14 protein-coding genes are annotated in these 16,478 nt (G+C 69.9%); 8 read left to right on the forward strand and 6 right to left on the reverse strand.

Annotated elements, in window-relative coordinates; translation table 11 throughout:
• Nucleotides 1-18: 18 nt before the first annotated feature.
• On the reverse strand, nt 19-1,233 hold the full coding sequence (locus EV382_RS12235) for a cellulose-binding domain-containing protein (RefSeq protein WP_130401689.1): 1,215 nt from the start codon (nt 1,231-1,233) through the stop codon (nt 19-21).
• 360 nt (nt 1,234-1,593) lie between these two features.
• Between EV382_RS12235 and EV382_RS12240 the strand changes: the two genes are divergently transcribed.
• Both EV382_RS12240 and EV382_RS12245 read left to right on the forward strand, forming a co-directional pair.
• On the forward strand, nt 1,594-1,980 hold the full coding sequence (locus EV382_RS12240; RefSeq protein ID WP_130401690.1) for a YciI family protein: 387 nt from the start codon (nt 1,594-1,596) through the stop codon (nt 1,978-1,980).
• Nucleotides 1,981-2,138: 158 nt separating this feature from the next.
• Complete coding sequence (locus EV382_RS12245; protein ID WP_130401691.1) at nt 2,139-3,698, forward strand: acetolactate synthase large subunit; 1,560 nt, start codon at nt 2,139-2,141, stop codon at nt 3,696-3,698.
• Between the two features lie 69 nt (nt 3,699-3,767).
• Here the strand turns inward: EV382_RS12245 and EV382_RS12250 are convergent, their stop codons facing one another.
• Nucleotides 3,768-4,337 carry a hypothetical protein gene (locus tag EV382_RS12250; RefSeq protein WP_130401692.1) on the reverse strand — a complete coding sequence of 190 codons (570 nt, stop codon included), beginning with the start codon at nt 4,335-4,337 and terminating at the stop codon, nt 3,768-3,770.
• Between the two features lie 154 nt (nt 4,338-4,491).
• Nucleotides 4,492-6,966: a M14 family metallopeptidase gene (locus EV382_RS12255; RefSeq protein WP_130401693.1), complete on the reverse strand. Its 2,475-nt coding sequence runs from the start codon at nt 6,964-6,966 to the stop codon at nt 4,492-4,494.
• Nucleotides 6,967-7,164: 198 nt separating this feature from the next.
• Here EV382_RS12255 and EV382_RS33795 point away from each other — a divergent pair, with 198 nt between their 5' ends.
• Both EV382_RS33795 and EV382_RS12260 read left to right on the forward strand, forming a co-directional pair.
• The gene (locus EV382_RS33795) at nt 7,165-7,290 is read left to right on the forward strand and encodes a hypothetical protein (RefSeq protein ID WP_279636469.1); all 126 of its coding nucleotides are present in this window, start codon (nt 7,165-7,167) and stop codon (nt 7,288-7,290) included.
• A complete protein-coding gene (locus EV382_RS12260; protein WP_208758386.1) occupies nt 7,287-7,832 on the forward strand; it encodes a hypothetical protein in 546 nt (181 codons plus the stop codon). The genes EV382_RS33795 and EV382_RS12260 overlap by 4 nt, the downstream gene beginning before the upstream one ends.
• On the opposite strand, the gene EV382_RS12265 is transcribed toward EV382_RS12260, so the two are convergent.
• Together EV382_RS12265 and EV382_RS12270 are read right to left on the reverse strand one after the other, a co-directional pair.
• Nucleotides 7,807-9,165 (reverse strand): glycoside hydrolase family 6 protein, encoded by a 1,359-nt coding sequence (locus EV382_RS12265; RefSeq protein WP_130401694.1) that lies wholly within the window; start codon nt 9,163-9,165, stop codon nt 7,807-7,809. The genes EV382_RS12260 and EV382_RS12265 overlap by 26 nt on opposite strands.
• A gap of 96 nt (nt 9,166-9,261) precedes the next feature.
• Complete coding sequence (locus tag EV382_RS12270) at nt 9,262-9,696, reverse strand: glutaredoxin domain-containing protein (protein WP_208758387.1); 435 nt, start codon at nt 9,694-9,696, stop codon at nt 9,262-9,264.
• A gap of 258 nt (nt 9,697-9,954) precedes the next feature.
• Here EV382_RS12270 and EV382_RS12275 point away from each other — a divergent pair, with 258 nt between their 5' ends.
• A complete protein-coding gene (locus tag EV382_RS12275) occupies nt 9,955-11,460 on the forward strand; it encodes a family 43 glycosylhydrolase (RefSeq protein WP_244236643.1) in 1,506 nt (501 codons plus the stop codon).
• Nucleotides 11,461-11,468: 8 nt separating this feature from the next.
• Nucleotides 11,469-13,127, forward strand: coding sequence for an RICIN domain-containing protein (locus tag EV382_RS12280; protein WP_130401695.1), 1,659 nt, complete (start codon nt 11,469-11,471; stop codon nt 13,125-13,127).
• 58 nt (nt 13,128-13,185) lie between these two features.
• On the opposite strand, the gene EV382_RS12285 is transcribed toward EV382_RS12280, so the two are convergent.
• Nucleotides 13,186-14,451, reverse strand: a complete 1,266-nt coding sequence (locus EV382_RS12285) for a prolyl oligopeptidase family serine peptidase (RefSeq protein ID WP_130401696.1) — start codon at nt 14,449-14,451, stop codon at nt 13,186-13,188.
• Nucleotides 14,452-14,607: 156 nt separating this feature from the next.
• Between EV382_RS12285 and EV382_RS12290 the strand changes: the two genes are divergently transcribed.
• Together EV382_RS12290 and EV382_RS12295 are read left to right on the forward strand one after the other, a co-directional pair.
• Nucleotides 14,608-15,747, forward strand: a complete 1,140-nt coding sequence (locus EV382_RS12290; protein ID WP_130401697.1) for a sensor histidine kinase — start codon at nt 14,608-14,610, stop codon at nt 15,745-15,747.
• Entirely contained in the window at nt 15,744-16,406 is a 663-nt protein-coding gene (locus EV382_RS12295) for a response regulator (protein ID WP_130401698.1), read from the forward strand. The genes EV382_RS12290 and EV382_RS12295 overlap by 4 nt, the downstream gene beginning before the upstream one ends.
• The last annotated feature ends 72 nt before the right edge of the window (nt 16,407-16,478 follow it).

Consider the following 16,478-nt stretch of genomic DNA (forward strand, 5'->3'; position numbering starts at 1 on the left):
GCACCGATCCCGAAAGGGTCAGCAGCCGATCCGGCTGGACCCCACCGCGACGTCGTCGTACCAGAGGGTGTCGGCGCCACCGCCGTAGCTCTCCCAGCCCAGCTTCAGGTCGGTGAGCTGCGGCCGCCAGGTGCGGTTGTACCACTGGCCGTCGATGTCGTGCGTCGGCGCACCGTCGGCGGTCAACCCGGCGATGGCGGTGCCGTCCACCCAGGTGCGCAGTTGACCGGTCGCACCGTCGACCATGAACTCCACGCAGGTCCACCGGTTGGTGGGCAGCGGCAGGCTCTGCGCCACCCCGGCCGGGCTCTGCTCGGGCAGGGTCGCGTCGTCGGAGGCGCGGTTCCACTGCAACGCGCCGTTCTGTCCACCCAGCCGCAGGTCCTTGTTGCCGTCGGCGGCGTCGGTCATCGCCATCATCGTGGTGTGTTCGGTGGGTTGCCCGATGGTGTGCCGCACCCAGACCCGGCCGTACCGGACGGCGCCCACGCTGGCGAGGTTCTTCGTGGACCGGATGAAGACGTGGTTGCAGTAGCCAGCAGCGCCGTTGATCCGGACCGACCGGCTGCCGCTGTGCGTGGTGGTCGTGTCGACGGTGGCGGTACCGGCGCCGGAACAGTCCGGGCTCACCACGGTCCAGTCACCGGACGGCGTCGAACCGGTCTGGCCCTCGAAGCCGTCGCAGAGCACCGCCCCGGCACACCCGGTCGGTGGTTCGGTGGTGGGCGGAGGTGTGGTCGGGGGTGGTGTGGTCGGCGGCGAGGTCGTCGGGGGCGGTGTGGTCGGCGGTTCGGTGGTCGGCGGTGTCGTGGCACCGTTGCACGGCACACCGTTCAGGCTGAACGCGGTCGGCGTGCCACCGCTGGAGCCGTACGTGCCCTGCAGCCCGAACTCGGTCGAGCCGCCGGCCGGGATACTGCCGTTGTACGACGCGTTGCGAGCGGTCACCAACGATCCGGACTGGCTGACCGTGGCGTTCCAACCGTTGGTGACACGCTCGTCCCCCGAGTACGTCCAGGTGACGGTCCAACTGGAGACGGCCGTGTCTCCCGGGGAGACCTTGACGGTGGCGGTGAACCCACCGGGCCACTGGTTGGGCGTGTAGTCGACCTGGCAGCCCTGGGCGGCTGCGGCCGGGCCGGTGAGCAGCGCCGCTCCGGTTGTGGTCGCGGCGGCGGCCAGCGCGGCGGCGACCACGAGGGTCGCGGTGCGGCGGGCACGGGAAATCGTCATGAAAAAGGTCCTTCAACCATCGAGCGGGACGGAGGCGGCGTGTCAGCGTGCGTCCTGGACGGATGCGGTGCGACAACCTGCCCTGGGTGCGGCGCGGCGGTGCGCCACAGCGACTGGTCGGTGCGTACGACCGACGGGCCCGGCTCGGGGTGGACCTGTCAGCCGCCGACGGTTCGGTCTCCCGGACCCCGGCGGCGCCCGCCCTCAATCTATTGATACCCGACTATTTAATCAAGACGCGGCTCAGCGCATCACCCCGTGTCGCGGCAGGAAATCTCTCCGGCGGTGTCGATCCGCGGGCCGCTCATTCGACGAGTGCGTGCGAGGGTCGGGAGGCGACCTGTCGGATAGGGGAACACGATGCCGAAGTACATGTTGATCATGCGGGGCACCGACGAGACGAACGAGGCGTTGATGGCGTCGATCGACGAGGCGATGGCCGCGACCGGCCGATTCATCGAGGACATGATGAAGGCCGGGGTCCTCCTCGCCGCCGAAGGGCTGGACGATCCGAGCCGGGGCGTCGTGGTCGACTTCGGCGCTGAGGCACCGGTTGTCACGGACGGTCCGTACGGCGAGACCCGGGAGCTGTTCGGCGGCTACTTTCTGCTCGATGTCGCTACCAGACAGGAGGCGATCGAGTGGGCCAAGCGGGTCCCGGCGGTCCGTGGGTCCAAGATCGAGGTCCGGCGGGTGGCCGAGGCCGACGAGGTCCCGCCGGGCGGCGAGAGCAACGGCCAGGTCTGATGGGTACGGCCGACGTCGAGGCCGTCTGGCGGATCGAGTCGGCGCCCACTGAGCGCCTGCACGCGGAAAGCACCAGCCGGCCGCTTCATACCGATTGCTCCGTTTTGATGCTATAGCGTGACAGTCAGCGCAGGCTTGCCGAGGGATGGTGCGTGCAGATGAATGGAGCTGAAGCACTCATGCGGACGCTGGCGGACGGCGGCGTGGAGGTCGTCTTCGCCAACGCGGGCACCACTGAGATGCACATGGTCGGGGCGATGGACGCCGTACCGAACCTTCGCGGGGTACTGACCCTCTTCGAGGGCGTGGCCACCGGCGCGGCCGACGGCTACGCCCGCATCGCCGGCAAGCCGGCCGCGACCATGCTGCACCTCGGCCCGGGATTCGCCTACGGCCTGACGAACCTGCACAACAGTCGTCGCGCCAACTCACCTGTGGTCAGCATCGTGGGCGATCACCCGACGTACCACAACGTCTACGACTCGCCCCTCACCTCGGACATCGCCGCCCTCGGCGGATGGCTACGCGGCTCGGTCCGCCGTCCCGAGAACGCCGCCGGCACCGGCACCGACGCCGCCGCCACCCTGGCCGCGGCCGTGGAGCCACCCGGGCAGGTCGCCACCGTGATCGTGCCGGCGGATGCCTCCTGGAACGACGGTGGAGTGGTCGGCACACCCGCCGCCGGTAAGCCGCCGCAACCGGTGACCCAGGACGTGATCGCGCGGATCGCGGACGTGCTGCGCAGTGGCGAGCCGACCGCCTTGATCATCGGCGGTCCGGCGGTCCGCGAGGCGGGCCTCTGCGCGGCGAGCCGCATCGGTGCCGCCACCGGGGCGCGGGTGTTGCAGGAGCTCTACTCCAACCGACTCGAGCACGGCGCCGATCTGCCCACCTTCCCTCGGCTGAGCTTCTTTCCTGACCAGACCATCAAGCAGCTCGCCGGGGTGAAACACGTCATCACCGCCGGCGCCAAGGAACCCGTCGCCTTCTTCGCCTACCCCGACGTGCCGAGCTGCCTCGTCCCGGAGGGCGCCCAGTCGCACGCACTCGCCGAGACCGGCCAGGACGCCGCCGCCGCCCTCGTCCAGCTCGCCGACCTCCTGGCACCCGACACCTCCGCCGACGTCGACACGCCCCAACGGCCGACGATGCCGAGCGGGCCGCTCACCCTCAAGAGCTGGACCGAGGTGGTCGGTGCGCTGCTGCCCGAACGGGCGATCATCATCGACGAGACCGTCAGCTCCGGCACCGCCCTCCCGGCGGCCACCGCGGGCGCTCCTCGACACGACGTACTCATGCAGTGCGGCGGCGCGATGGGCGACGGCTTGCCGCTGGCCGTCGGCGCCGCCGTCGCCGCCCCGGACCGACCGGTCGTGGCGCTGGTGGCCGACGGGTGCGCCATGTACACCCTCACCGCGCTCTGGACCCAGGCCCGCGAACAACTGAACATCACCAACGTCATCCTCAACAACCACGCGTACGGAATCCTCCGCGCGGAATGGGGCTACTTCACCCGCAGCCCCGGCCCCGGCGACCCGAACGCCAACCCGCTCTTCGACCTGGCCCACCCGACCATCGACTACGTGAAGCTGGCGCAGGGGTTCGGGATACCCGCCAGCCTCGCCACGACCGCCGAGGAGCTCGCCGAGCAGTTCTCCCGCGCGATCGCCGAACCGGGGCCCCATCTCATCCAGGCCGTCATCCCGACGGTGACCTGACGCCGGACGGTGGCCGCCCGGTACGGCGGCGTCGGGCCTGTCCGACGGACTCGTGACCTCGTCGAGCACTCACGCGGTCGCCGGGTGGAAGACCATGCCGTTGTCTCCCGGTGTCAGTCGAGCGAGGTAGCTCGTGCCGGCGGTGGTGTCGGCGTCCTCGTCGGCCTCGAAGCCGATGACGGCGCGGGCGAACGGCACGTCGTCGTGCACCGCGACGGCGATGTCGGCCAGCCAACGGTCGAGTGGGGCGCGCCAGGCCAGTGACTCGACCCCGCTGCGTTGATCGAAGGGGTACCCACCGATTCGGTCGTCCACCCGGGCGAGCGCGCCGAGCGGGAGATAGAGCGACAGGCTGTCGATGCCCTCGTACCTGGTCCGGTAGCTGCCACAGACAACCCGCTCGCCGCCGGGCAGGGTGAGCGCCCCGCGCAGGTGCCCGCCCACCGGGAACGCGTCCGCGCCAGGGGTCACCTCGACCAGGTCGGCCCCGACGCGGCAGCCACGGACGCCAGCGGCCCGCCACAGGGCACCCACGGCCCGATCGAGTCGGGCATCATCGGCTGCACCGAGGATCAGGATCAGTTCGTAGAACCCGCCGGTCCAGTTCTCGGCATCGCTCAGGTCGTCGGTCGCGGTCACGCCGTCACTCTCCTCCCTGGGCGAGCGCCGTGTCAGCCGGATAATCGTCCCCATCAACGTGGCGGCTCACCGCCCCTGACGTTGACTGCGGACGACCGATGCCCCGTCGGCGCGGTCCACCCGCGCCGACGGGGCAACGACTGTCACAGTGGCGCTACCTCTTGGTGATCGTGATCGTCGCCGAGCGGTAGTTGTTGCGCTTGTCGTTCTTCGTCGGGTCGTAGTTCTTCTCGATGTTGCCGGCGCTGTCGACCGAGAACCAGCGGAACGTCGTCGTCTCGGTCACGTGGAACACCTGCCCCGGCTCACGGAACTCGGTCGCCGCGTAGCGGGGCGACTCGAGGGTGGGCCGGCTGCCGTCGGTCGTGTAGTAGATGGTGGCCGGCTCGCTGGTCTCGAAGTGAACGTCGACCGGCCCGGAGTAGCGCCCCCCGCCGGGGACCAGCTCGGACGTCGGCTTCTTCTTGTCCTTCCCCCAGTCCGCGGCGACCCGGAACATCTCCATGATCCCGTTGGCGTACTCCATCGTCTCCGCGTGGCCGCTGACGAGCTCCGGGTTCCCCACCCACTCCGGTTGGAACGAACCGCCCTGCCAGTTGCCGGTGGCCGGGTTGTAGACCGAGCCGCCGACCTCCCAGCCGAACGCGTAGATCCCATAGGTGTGGTAGAGGTCCTCGCGCACGTTGCCCGCCGAGGAGTAGAGGACGTCGGACGAGCCGCCCACGTTCTCCGGCGTGACGACGGTTTCCCGGTGCGCCTTGACCTGCGACAGGATCCGGGCGGCGGACTGCCAGTAGAACGCTTCGTCACCCAGCGGCGGTCGCGGCGTGGTGATGCGGCCGTCCGCGATGTACGCGCCGGGCTGCCAGAAGAGCTGCCCGCCGTTGGAGTGCACCGACATCATGAACTTGATGTTCTTGTACTTCTCGACCAGCCAGATGATGTTCTTCGACTCGGGCTCGGACAGCTCCGCCGGCCCCTGGTAGGTGTCGCTGACGCAACTGGTCGACGCGCCCGCGTACCCGTCGTGCCCGGAGCCGACCCGGTAGTTCCGGTTCAGGTCGACGCCCCAGGAGTTGCGTCTACCCGGGTCGGCGTTCGCGTCCGGGCAGTGGTTGGTCATGTTCCGGCGCTGGGAGGCGAAGTTGTAGAAGCTGTAGTTCGCCCCGTCCGGGTTGTTCGACAGGATGAAGAAGACGTCGGTGTTCTCGACGATGTTCTTCGTCTCCCGGTCGGACCGGTAGTTGTGCACCAGACGCTCGGCGGACTCCAGGCTCGTCGTCGCCGGCACCCACTCCCGGGCGTGGTCCTGCGCCTGAATCAGCACGCCGGGCTTCTTCCCGTCGCGGTGCTTGCCGATACGCAGGACCGGGATCGTGACCGGGCCCCGCGGCACCTCCCCCTCCGGCGCGCCGACGCGTTTCTGGTCGAGGAAGTCGGTCAGCGCGACCGGCCCAGCCGTCGGCGCGACGATTCCGGTGCCCCCGTTGGTGCGGTACGGGTGCGCCCGGTCGATGAGGCCCGCGGACCGGGTCCGCAACGCCTCGGCCACCTCGGCGGCCGTACTCGCCGCCGCGCCGGCGGCGTCCGTGGCGAGCAGAACCCGGACCGCCGTACCGGTGACCTCCACCGCGAGCGGCAGGTCCGGCTCGGACCGGCCCACGAAGTCCACAGTGATGTCGTTGCCGCCCTCGTGGCCCCAGGCCGCCGAGGTGACGACGACCGCGGCCTGCCCCGTACCGCCGATCTGGGCCTGTGCCTTGCGCTGGTACCCGTTCGTCTGGTTCGGCAGGTAGACGATCTCGGCGATGTCCGGGTACTGGCGGGCGATCTCCTTGGCGCGGCTGTAGAGCTGCTGCGGGTTCCGGTAACCGTCCACGAAGTCCGACTTGTAGGACGGGTTCGCCGTCAGCGGCGGCGGAGCGTCCTCCAGCCAGTTGGAGACGACGCCGGTCGTGACGCCGCCGGTGGAACTCGTCACCTGGATCTTGTCGGGGCGTACGTCGAGCTTGAACAGGTTCCGGTGGAACATGTACTGCCCGGAGTCGACGAACCGGCTCATCGTCCGGGCGAAGCCGAACGGGGTGCCCTTCCCGGTGTCGTTCTCCACCTGCATCCCGACGACCGGGTTCGCCTGCTGCCCCTCGGTGGTCCGCGCCTCGACGTACAGGAAGCCCTGGCCCTTGGTGGTGAACCAGTCGGCGCGAACGACGCGCACCGTCGCCTCGTGGTTCGCCGGCTGAACCGCCCGCGTGCCGGCCGCGCCGAGGCCGCCGTCGGCCTCGTCGCTCCAGGCGAAGCCCGCGTCGTCGCCGAGCACCTCGACGCCCATCGCGGTGAGTTCGGCGGTCTGCGCGGCGGTCACCACCGCCTCACCTTCGATACCGTTCGGTACGCGCCGCAGGCCGTGTTCGAGGTCGAACCCGGCTGCGGCGACCTTGTCCAGCATCTCGGCACCGGTGAGCCTGATGTGTACGAGGCGTACCGACTCCGAGTTCTCAAGCGGGGACCGGTTCGCGGTGGCTGACGGCCCCGCGGGCTGCGCGCCCGCAGGACCGGTGGTGACGAGCGTGCTAACCACCAGAGTGGACAGTGCGAGAAGTGCGATGCGCCGATGTCTGCGCCGCATTCCCCCTCCTTCTGCTGACGACGGGTGATTGCCGGCCGGCCGGGTCCGGTGAGCGTATGTGCGTTTACGGGCGCAGAGCTTCGCCTCGATCGAATTTGAGCATTCCTTGAGGCGCTCGATGGCTTGTCCCCCAGCAAGGGGAGGGTTTCCCCCTCTGTCGGGGAGGAGGGTGGAACCTCCGCCGGCGATCGTGGGTCCATGGCTGTCGTGGAAGTGCCGACCCGATCCAGACCGTGGGCGCTGGCCGTCATCACCACCGGCTACGGCCTCGCCACCTCAGCCCACACCCCCACGACCAACCTCTCCGGATCGGAGCATTCATGAGCCCTCTCGACACCGGGCGCGTCGCGACAGTCGCCCCACGGCCCTGGGCGGTCTGGGCCGCCTACGCCGTTCCGCTCTGCGTCCTGCCATCCGCGCTCTGGCGACTGTCGTTGGTGTTCACCGACGACGCCGTCACCCGGTGGTACATGCTCTTGCTGTCGGTTCTGTCGATGGGGTTGGCCCTGTTGACTCTCGGGCTGGTGCACCGGTGGGGGCAGCGAGTTCCGCACTGGGTGCCCCGCCTCGGGGGTCGTCGCATTCCCGCACGTCCGGTCGTGCGTGCCGCGGTGACCGGCGGTTGGTTGCTCGTCGCCGTCTGCGTGTACTTCCTGTTGAACCAGAGGTTCCACCTGGTGCAGAGCGGTTGGGTGGGAATCGGCGGCGACGAACCGGCGCATCCGCCACCCGGCTGGGAGGTGTTCCGTTTCTACGCCCCACTACTCGCGTGGGGCCCGCTCGTCGTGGCGGTGGCCACCGACTACCGTCGACGCGCAGCCATGGCGCGTGGAACCACGGTCAGAGCGGCGGCCAGGCATTGGTGAGCAGTTGACGGAAGTGCGCCGGGAACCACTCTCCGAGCGGTGGGGCGGCCGGCATCGCGCCGGTGTCGTACGCCGAACCGCGAGGCGGCAGGTAGTTCGGGTCGCACAGCGGCTCGTACGGTTGGCCGGTGTTCGGGGTGCCACTGGTGCCGTCGGACTCGCCGGGCGGCTTGACCCAGACGTAGGCGTCGATGCCCGGTTCCGGTTCGGCGACTGGACGCTGACCGAGGCCGGCGCCGGCCTGGTTGCACCAGTTCCCGACCCCTGCCCGCCGGTCGATCCGGCTGCCGTCGACGTAACGGTTCAGGTCACCCGACGTCGCCGGGCCGGTGGGTCGGTTCGGGCCGCCCCAGCCGTTGCGCGACGTGTCGATCACGACGCCTGCGTCCGGGGAGAAGCCCGCCTCGGTCAACTCTCCCCGCAGGTGTCGCACGTAGGGCACCTCGTCGATGAACGGGTTCCAGTCGACCCACCTCGACTGGTACACCGGCTGACCGTTGATGACATCGTCGGCACGGAAGTACTCCTCGTGCAGGACCGAGTAGTTCGCGGTGTTGGCCACGAAGCCATGCACGTCGGCCACCGTGCTGCCGGCGGTTGTCGCGGCCTCCAACAGCAGGGCCGTCAGCGGGCCGGAATCCTCCGGCCAGCCGACTTCGGCGTGGTGACTGATGTCGAGGTACGAGTAGACGTTGGGCAGGGTGCCGAGCCGGGCCAGGGCGTACCCGGTTCCGTGCTGGTAGGTCCCGCGCGCCAACGCCTCGTCACAGGCCGGGGTGGCCCAGTACCGGTTGCCGGTGTTGACGACAAGGTCGGGTAGCGAGTTCGGCTCGACGAAGGCGACGATCCGCAGGTCGGCGTAGTCGGGCGCGGCGAGGATCTCGACAATCGGATCGATGAACTCTGCCTGGTACCGGGCGAGGTCCCCGATCGACAGCTCACCCTGCGGGGAGCGCCGGCCGCAGTCGCGCGCCGGCAGGTCGTACAGGGTCAACTGGACGAGGTCGGCGTCCTGCGCCACGGCGGCATCCAGGTGCCCGCGCAGGCCCATCCTCTCGTCGTCTCCCTCGATCGTGGCGATCCGATCCAGCCACACCGCGGTCGGCTGGCCGGCGACCGCGTCGCCACCGGGCTCTGCGGCGGCGCGGTCGGCCCACTCGGGATTGACGTAGACCTGGGCTCCGACGTAGGGGTTGGCCACCCGGTGGGGTGGGTCGACGGCGTTGGCCGCACCGGTGCCGGCGAGCACTCCCCCGACGAGGACGGACACGGCGGCGGTGGCGAGGATCGGGCGGACCCGGACGGGTACGCGTCCCCAAGGTGGCTTGGTCATGATGGCAGCCCTGCCAGTAATCTACGGTCGTCTATCTGGCATGCCAGTATGCCGCACCGACGTCGGGGGCGGGGGGACGAAGTCCGTGGCCCGTCCTCAGGACGCGCGAAGCTGTGCGCGGAACCAGGCCCGGTCGGGGTTCACGACGGTCTGGTCGCCGAGCACGACGGTGGGCACGGTCTCGTTGCCGTCGGCTGTCGCCCGGACGGCGGCAGCCCCGGCCGGGTCGTGCCAGATGTCCACCCAGTGCGCCCGTCGGGCGAGCCGGCCGAGGGAGAACCGAAGCTGAAGGCAGTAGCGACAGCCGGGACGCCAGTACACGATCGGCCGGCCGTCCACGGCGCTGGCCCGCTGTGCTTCGGCGGCGCTCACCGAGCGGGGAAAGGCCCACGGCGACAGCAGCAGCGCCAGCAGCAGGAAGACCACCAACTCGACGCCGCCGACGACGGACAGATCGGCACGCAGTTGCGCCACCGCCACCAGCACGCCGCACGCCACCATCACGATCGTCAGACCCCACCGTCGCAGCACCCCGGGGACACTACCTTCCGGTCCGCGGATGGCCGCCGCTCGCACCAGGTGGAGGGGTAGGACGCCTTGACATCCATCTATGTTAACGCCAACATGGATCCGCCACCTGGATGCAACGCCACCGTCACATTCCCAGCCCTTAGCGCTTCCTGCCCGGTCCTGCACGACGTCGCCGCAGGGCGTCCAACGGATCGGCGCGGCATCGCGGCGGTGTTCCCTGCGCTGGTCAATGGCCGTTCCCAAGCTCGCGGAGGACAGATGCCGCTGCCACTCGCTCCTACCGACCCGATCACCCGTCGAACCGTTCGACGGGGGCCCAACGGCCCTCGGCGTCTGCGGTCGGTGCTGGCCGCGGTGTTGGTGGTGCTCGCCGTGTCCGCCGGCCTGCCCGGGGCCGGGCCGGCACAGGCCGCGCCGGCCGTCAACTACACCAACCCGTTGGTGAACCAGCGGGCCGACCCGCACATCTTCCGGCACACCGACGGCTACTACTACCTGACCGCGACGGTCCCCCAGTACGACCGGATCGTGCTGCGCCGGGCGACCACGTTGCAGGGGTTGGCGACGGCGGCAGAGACGACGATCTGGACCCGCCACACCAGCGGAGAGATGGGCGCCCACATCTGGGCACCGGAGATCCACTTCATCAACAACCGGTGGTACGTCTACTTCGCCGCCGGCCGGACCGACGACGTGTGGCGGATCCGGATGTACGTGCTGGAGAACGCCAACGCCAATCCGCTCACCGGTTCGTGGACCGAACGCGGCCGGATCACGACACCGTGGGACACCTTCAGCCTGGACGCCTCGACGTTCGTCGCCAACGGGGTGCGCTATCTGACCTGGGCGCAGCAGGAACCGGGGATCTCCAACAACTCCAACGTCTACCTCGCCCGGATGGGTGCCAACCCGTGGCAGATAACCGGCACCGTCACCCGGCTCGTCGTGCCGACGTACGACTGGGAGACCCGGGGCTACCGGGTTGCCGAGGGGCCGGCGGTGATCCAACGCAACGGCCGGATCTTCCTGACCTACTCGGCCAGCGCCACGGACGCCAACTACTGCCTCGGCATGCTGAGCGCCTCCGCCACCGCGAACCTGCTCGACGCCGCGTCCTGGCGCAAGAGCCCCAGCCCGGTGTTCGCGAGTAACGCGGCCACCAGCCAGTACGGCCCCGGCCACAACTCGTTCACCGTCTCCGAGGATGGGCAGAGCGACATCCTCGTCTACCACGACCGGAACTACCGCGACATCAGCGGCGACCCGCTCAACGACCCGAACCGGCGGACCAGGCTCCAGAAGGTGTACTGGAACGCCGACGGCAGCCCGAACTTCGGCATCCCGGTGCCCGACGGGGCCACCCCGGTTCGGCTGCGCTCCCATGACCAGGCGAGCAGCTACATCCGGCACTACGACTACCGGGCGCGGATCGAACCGAACGTCACCAACCTGGCCGACTCCCAGTTCCGCATCGTCACCGGCCTCGCCGGCGGCGGATCGGTGTCGCTGGAGTCGACCAACTTCCCCGGCTACTACCTGCGCCACCGGGGCTTCGCCCTGTACGTCGAGAAGAACGACGGCTCGGCCCTCTTCGCAGGCGACGCGAGCTTCCGTCGCCAGGCCGGCCTCGCCGACAGCTCCGGGATCTCCCTGGAGTCCCAGAACTACCCGGGTCGACATGTGCGCCACCGCGACGGACTGCTCTACGTCGAGGCGGTCAGTTCGAGCGCCGACCGCGCCTCGGCCACCTTCCACCTGGAATAGGAGGAGCCATGCGCTTCACCATCACGAGAAGACCGTCCGGCGGCGGGTCGATCCGTCGCGGCGGACGCCCCGGCCTGGCGCTCGCCATGGTCACCGCGTTGCTCGGCGCGGCCGGTGTCGTTCTGATCGGCGCACCGCCGGCAGCGGCGGCGAGCATCGACACCAACGCCTACTACGTTCTGGTCAACCGACACAGCGGCAAGGTCCTCGACGTCCGGGACACCTCGACGGCGGACGGCGCGGTGATCCAGCAGTGGTCCCGCAACGACGGGGAGTGGCAGCAGTTCCAGTTCGTCTCCTCCGGCAGCGGCTACTACCGTCTCAAGGCCCGCCACAGCGGCAAGGTCGTCGACCTCTGGGAGTGGAACACCGCCGACGGTGCCGACTATCGCCAGTGGCCCGATCTCAACGCCGCCAACCAGCAGTTCCAGGTGCTCGACTCCGACAGCGGCTACGTCCGGCTCATCAACCGCCACTCCGCCAAGGCGCTGGAGGTCTGGGAGCGCTCGACGGCCGACGGTGCCCGGATCAGCCAGTACGCCGACCTCAACGGCCCGAACCAACAGTGGCAGCTGGTCGCCGTCGGTGGTGGCAGCACGCCCCCGAGCACTGGCTGTGGCAGCGGGTCGACCAACGCCGAGGCCGTGCTGAGCGGGGGCACCTGGACGGCCCGCAACGGCTCGTCGACTGTCTACTCGGGTTCCGACATGCTGTCGGCGATGCAGGCGGCGGTCAACTCCCTGTCGGCGGGGCGGACGTCGAAGCAGCGGGTCGTGGTGCGCGGCTCGGGGTCGATGAGCGCGGGCTCGCGGCTGTCGCTGCCGTCGTACACCACCCTGGCCGTGTGCGGCACGATCAACGTGACCGGGTCGGGCTCGGGCGACCAGGCACCGGTGTACTCGCGGGGCACCACGGACGTCGAGGTGCAGAACCTCACGCTGACCGGTGCGCCGTTGTACGGGATCTTCATGCGCAACGTTAACAACCTGACCCTCGGGCAGATCGACATGCGGCTCTCGGCAGGCCTGGGCATCCGCATCGACAACCACGGTGGAGATCGAGCGGTCAAGGTGCGCAACATCCGCATCGACAACGTGTACGTGTCGGGGACCGGTACCCACGGGGTGGAGACGTACGGCGTGGACGGTCTGACCATCGGCACGGTCACGGCGCGGAACACCCGGGACTCCGGTCTGCTGCTCAACGACACGATCAACGCCACCGTGGGCACGGTCGACGCGCAGAACGCCGGGACGGGGACGGGATACGCGGCGTTCCGGATGGCCAACCGCAACGGTCGGGTGGGCAACTCGTACCCGACCAACATCCGGGTCGGGACCGTCATCGCGTCCGGGGGTGGCCGGGGGATCTTCTGCGTGTCCGAGTCCGGTGGCGCGGTCATCGACCGGGTGACGATCTCGAACACGGGAAACAACTCGATCCTGGTGGAGAACTGCTACAACGTCGTCATCGCCGGGGTGTCCGGGACGGTGACGGGCGGTGGCGAGGTGCGGATCGCGGCGCGGTCCGAGTTCCCGATCTCCTCCGGCATCCGGTTCCAGAATCTGACCGTCAGCGGCACCAACATCACCCAGAACCCCTGCGGTGGAGCGAACAACACGATCAGCAACGTCACGCGGATCAACTCGACGCTGCGGTGGTGCTGACCCGATGAGGAGCGGCCGCCCGGGGTCGGGCGGCCGCTCCTCATCGGCGGGAGGCGGATCAGCGACGGCGGCGGGCCATCCACTGCCAGATGTGGGTGCCGTTGCGGCTCGGGTCGTTGCGGGCCACGTAGATCCAGGACCAGTGCCCGGGGAACTGGTAGCCGTTCCAGACGACGTGGTCGTACAGGCTGACCAGTGAACCTGGGATGAGGTTGTGGGCGTGGATCGTGTTGGTCGCGGGTGGCACGGTGTCGTCGTCGCGCGAGGTGACCAGCCAGGTCGGAGTCTGGATCCTGGCCAGCTCCGCGTCGGTGATCAGTGGCGGCCCTTCCCCGCTGAGCGGTTCGACGACGCCGCAGATCGGCACCGACGTGGCGAACAGATCCGGATAGGCGACTGTCATCTCCAGAGCCATGTAGCCGCCGTTGCTGCAACCGACCACGTGGATCCGGTCGGGGTCGACCCGCTCACGCCGTACGAGGTCCCGGACGATCTCGTGGATCAGCGGGGCGAACCGTGGGCCGTCCTCCATCCAGTAGGAGGTGCTCTGCGGAGCGACGACGTACGCGCCGGAGAAGATCCGCTGAGCCTCCGGGGTGGCGAAGCCGAGCGCCCCGCGGTTGGCGCGCAGGGTCGTCTCGTTGTCGTAGTAGTCGTCCGGCAGTGACGCGCCCTCGCCGCCGCCGTGCAGCCAGACGATCAGTGGCCGCCGACCGTGCCGGGGTGAGTGGTCGGGAGAGTACAGCCGGTACTTCAGGCCGGAGGCCGAGACGTGATGGCTGAAGGCGTCCACCTCGGGGTTCGACAGCCGCCCCTGCACGAAGCGCGTGATGGTGACCGGCGGCCCGTGGCGTCGGGCGAGCGGGGTGTTCTGCGTGATGGTGTAGACGAGGTCCAGCTGGACGTTGCGGCCCCTGCTCAGGATGTATCCGAGGGTGCCACCGCCGGGCTGCCCTTCGGCGTGGCTCAGCTCCAGCACGATGTTGCCGTGCCGGTCGAGCCGGGCGGCGGTCACCGAACGGTCCAGGTCGTACTCGCTGAAGATCAGATCGCCGGGGGCGATCGGGATCGGGCTGGTGGCCGTGGCGTGCACGGTGAACGTGGCGGGGGTCAGCCTGGCCGGGTCGATCGGCCCCAGCCGGCGGGTGTCGAGGGTGACCGAGGTGACCTGCTCGCCGCCGTCGAGGGTGCTCGCGTCCAGGGTGAAACTCACGCTGATGGGATGGTGGCCACCGGCGTGGGCGGCGGGGCCGGGCAGGGCCAGGCCGATGGCGGCACCGGCCCCGCCGGTCAGAACGGTGCGGCGAGTGACAGACGTGGACATGCGGCCCCCGTACTAGCGATGTAGACGATCGTCGATGGCATCTCAACGTAACGCCGTGGAGATCCGCTGGCAACCGAGGCCGACACGGTGATCAGGGCGCCCGAGTCGTACTTTGGGACGATCTGGAGTCGCACCACCATTCGTACGATGGATCCCATGCACCCTCGCCTGCACGCGGTGTTGGCCGAGCCGCGCGTCCCAGCCGCCCCGCCGCGGGTGTGGCGTGACGGGGCGATGATGGCGGTCCTCGCACCGGCGATCGTGGTGGAGGGGATTCTCCGACCCGACCTGCCGTGGCGGGTGGGCTGCGTCATCGTCGCCCTCGCACTGCTGCCCACACTCCTGTGGCGGCGCACGGCACCGCGCGCGATGGTGGTTGTCGCGTTCGGTGCCACGACGGTCGCCCCGTTTGTGCTGCCCGGCGATCCCTGCCAGCTGTTCACCGCGAGCTTCCTGGTCCTGCTGGTCTACGCGCTGTTCCGCTGGGGCTCCGGCCGGGATGCCGTGACCGGCTCGTTCTTCGTGGTGGCCAAGGTGACCGCCGCCGGCCTGATCGGTTCGATCGACGGCGGCGAGCTGGTCGCCGGTTTCGCGGTGATGTTCGCCGCCGCCACGCTGGGGGCCGCGATCCGCTTCCGCGCCGCCGCCCGGCTGCGCGAGCTCGATCGGGTCAAGCTGTTGGAGCGGGAACGGCTCGCCCGTGACCTGCACGACACGGTGGCCCACCACGTGTCGGCGATGGCCATCCGCGCCCAGGCCGGCATCGCCGCGTCGGCCAGTCAGCCGGGTGCCGCCGTCGAGGCGCTGCACACCATCGAGGCCGAGGCGTCCCGTGCGCTCGCCGAGATGCGCGCGATGGTCCGCGTCCTGCGCCGCGGCCAGCCCGCCGACCTGGGGCCCAACCCGCAGGTCGCCGACATCGAACGGCTCGCCGGCCACTTCCGCACCGGCCCGAGGATCGACGTGGATCTGCGCGGCGACCTCGGCGACCTGCCGCCCCCGGTCGGCTCGGCGCTCTACCGCCTGGCCCAGGAGTCGGTCACCAACGCCCGTCGCCACGCCCGCCACGCCACCCGTATCGAGGTCAGCGTCGCGACCGACGACACGTCCGTACGCCTGCGGGTCAGCGACGACGGTGAGGCCGGCGCCGCCCGTCCGACCGGCTCGTCCGGGTTCGGCCTGGTGGGCATGATGGAGCGCGCCGACCTGCTCGGCGGCAGCTGCGAGGCCGGCCCCAATCCCGACCGTGGGTGGACCGTCACGGCCGTTCTCCCCCGTGCGGGAGTCGGCGCGTGACGGTTCGCGTGCTGGTGGCGGACGACCAGGAGATCGTCCGCACCGGCCTCACCATCATCCTGAACACCCAGCCCGGCATCGAGGTCGTCGGTGGGGCCGGCGACGGCCGGCAGGCGGTGGAGCTGGCCCGGCGGCTGCGCCCCGACGTGTGTCTGTTCGACATCCGGATGCCGGGCATGGACGGCATCGAGGCCACCCGGGCGCTCGCCGGGCCGACAGTCCCGGAGCCGCTCGCGGTGGTCGTCATCACGACCTTCGACCTCGACGAGTACGTGTACGCGGCGCTGCGGGCCGGCGCCCGCGGCTTCCTGCTCAAGGAGGCCGGCCCCGACCTGCTCCGCCAGGCCGTGCACGCGGCCGCCAACGGGGACGCGCTGATCGCGCCGAGCGTCACCACACGGCTGCTGAAGGCGTTCGCCGACGCGGACCCGGCCACGCCGCGCCGGCAGCCCATCGAGGCGCTCACCGACCGGGAGGAGCAGGTCCTGGTCGCCGTCGCGCGGGGACGCACCAACAAGGAGATCGCCGACGAGCTCTACATCACGTTGAGCACGGTCAAGTCGCACGTCACCAGCCTGATGACCAAGCTGGGTGTGCGAAACCGGGTCGAGGTGGCGATGTGGGCGTACGAGACGAACCGCACCCGGCGGGGTTGGTGACCCGGCGGAAGTACGACGACGGCGTCCGACCATGGGCCGACCCGATCGCGGCCCATGTGCCGATGAGTGGGG

Source organism: Micromonospora violae (genome assembly GCF_004217135.1).
Classification (GTDB): Bacteria; Actinomycetota; Actinomycetes; order Mycobacteriales; family Micromonosporaceae; genus Micromonospora; species Micromonospora violae.

Excerpts from the sequence above, each read along its gene's own strand:
- EV382_RS33795 (WP_279636469.1), top strand. The coding sequence starts at position 7,165 with ATGGCTGTCGTGGAAGTGCCGACCCGATCCAGACCGTGGGCGCTGGCC.
- EV382_RS12265 (WP_130401694.1), bottom strand. The coding sequence starts at position 9,165 with ATGACCAAGCCACCTTGGGGACGCGTACCCGTCCGGGTCCGCCCGATC.
- EV382_RS12240 (WP_130401690.1), top strand. The coding sequence starts at position 1,594 with ATGCCGAAGTACATGTTGATCATGCGGGGCACCGACGAGACGAACGAG.
- EV382_RS12275 (WP_244236643.1), top strand. The coding sequence starts at position 9,955 with ATGCCGCTGCCACTCGCTCCTACCGACCCGATCACCCGTCGAACCGTT.
- EV382_RS12280 (WP_130401695.1), top strand. The coding sequence starts at position 11,469 with ATGCGCTTCACCATCACGAGAAGACCGTCCGGCGGCGGGTCGATCCGT.
- EV382_RS12285 (WP_130401696.1), bottom strand. The coding sequence starts at position 14,451 with ATGTCCACGTCTGTCACTCGCCGCACCGTTCTGACCGGCGGGGCCGGT.
- EV382_RS12290 (WP_130401697.1), top strand. The coding sequence starts at position 14,608 with ATGCACCCTCGCCTGCACGCGGTGTTGGCCGAGCCGCGCGTCCCAGCC.
- EV382_RS12235 (WP_130401689.1), bottom strand. The coding sequence starts at position 1,233 with ATGACGATTTCCCGTGCCCGCCGCACCGCGACCCTCGTGGTCGCCGCC.
- EV382_RS12245 (WP_130401691.1), top strand. The coding sequence starts at position 2,139 with ATGAATGGAGCTGAAGCACTCATGCGGACGCTGGCGGACGGCGGCGTG.
- EV382_RS12255 (WP_130401693.1), bottom strand. The coding sequence starts at position 6,966 with ATGCGGCGCAGACATCGGCGCATCGCACTTCTCGCACTGTCCACTCTG.
- EV382_RS12260 (WP_208758386.1), top strand. The coding sequence starts at position 7,287 with ATGAGCCCTCTCGACACCGGGCGCGTCGCGACAGTCGCCCCACGGCCC.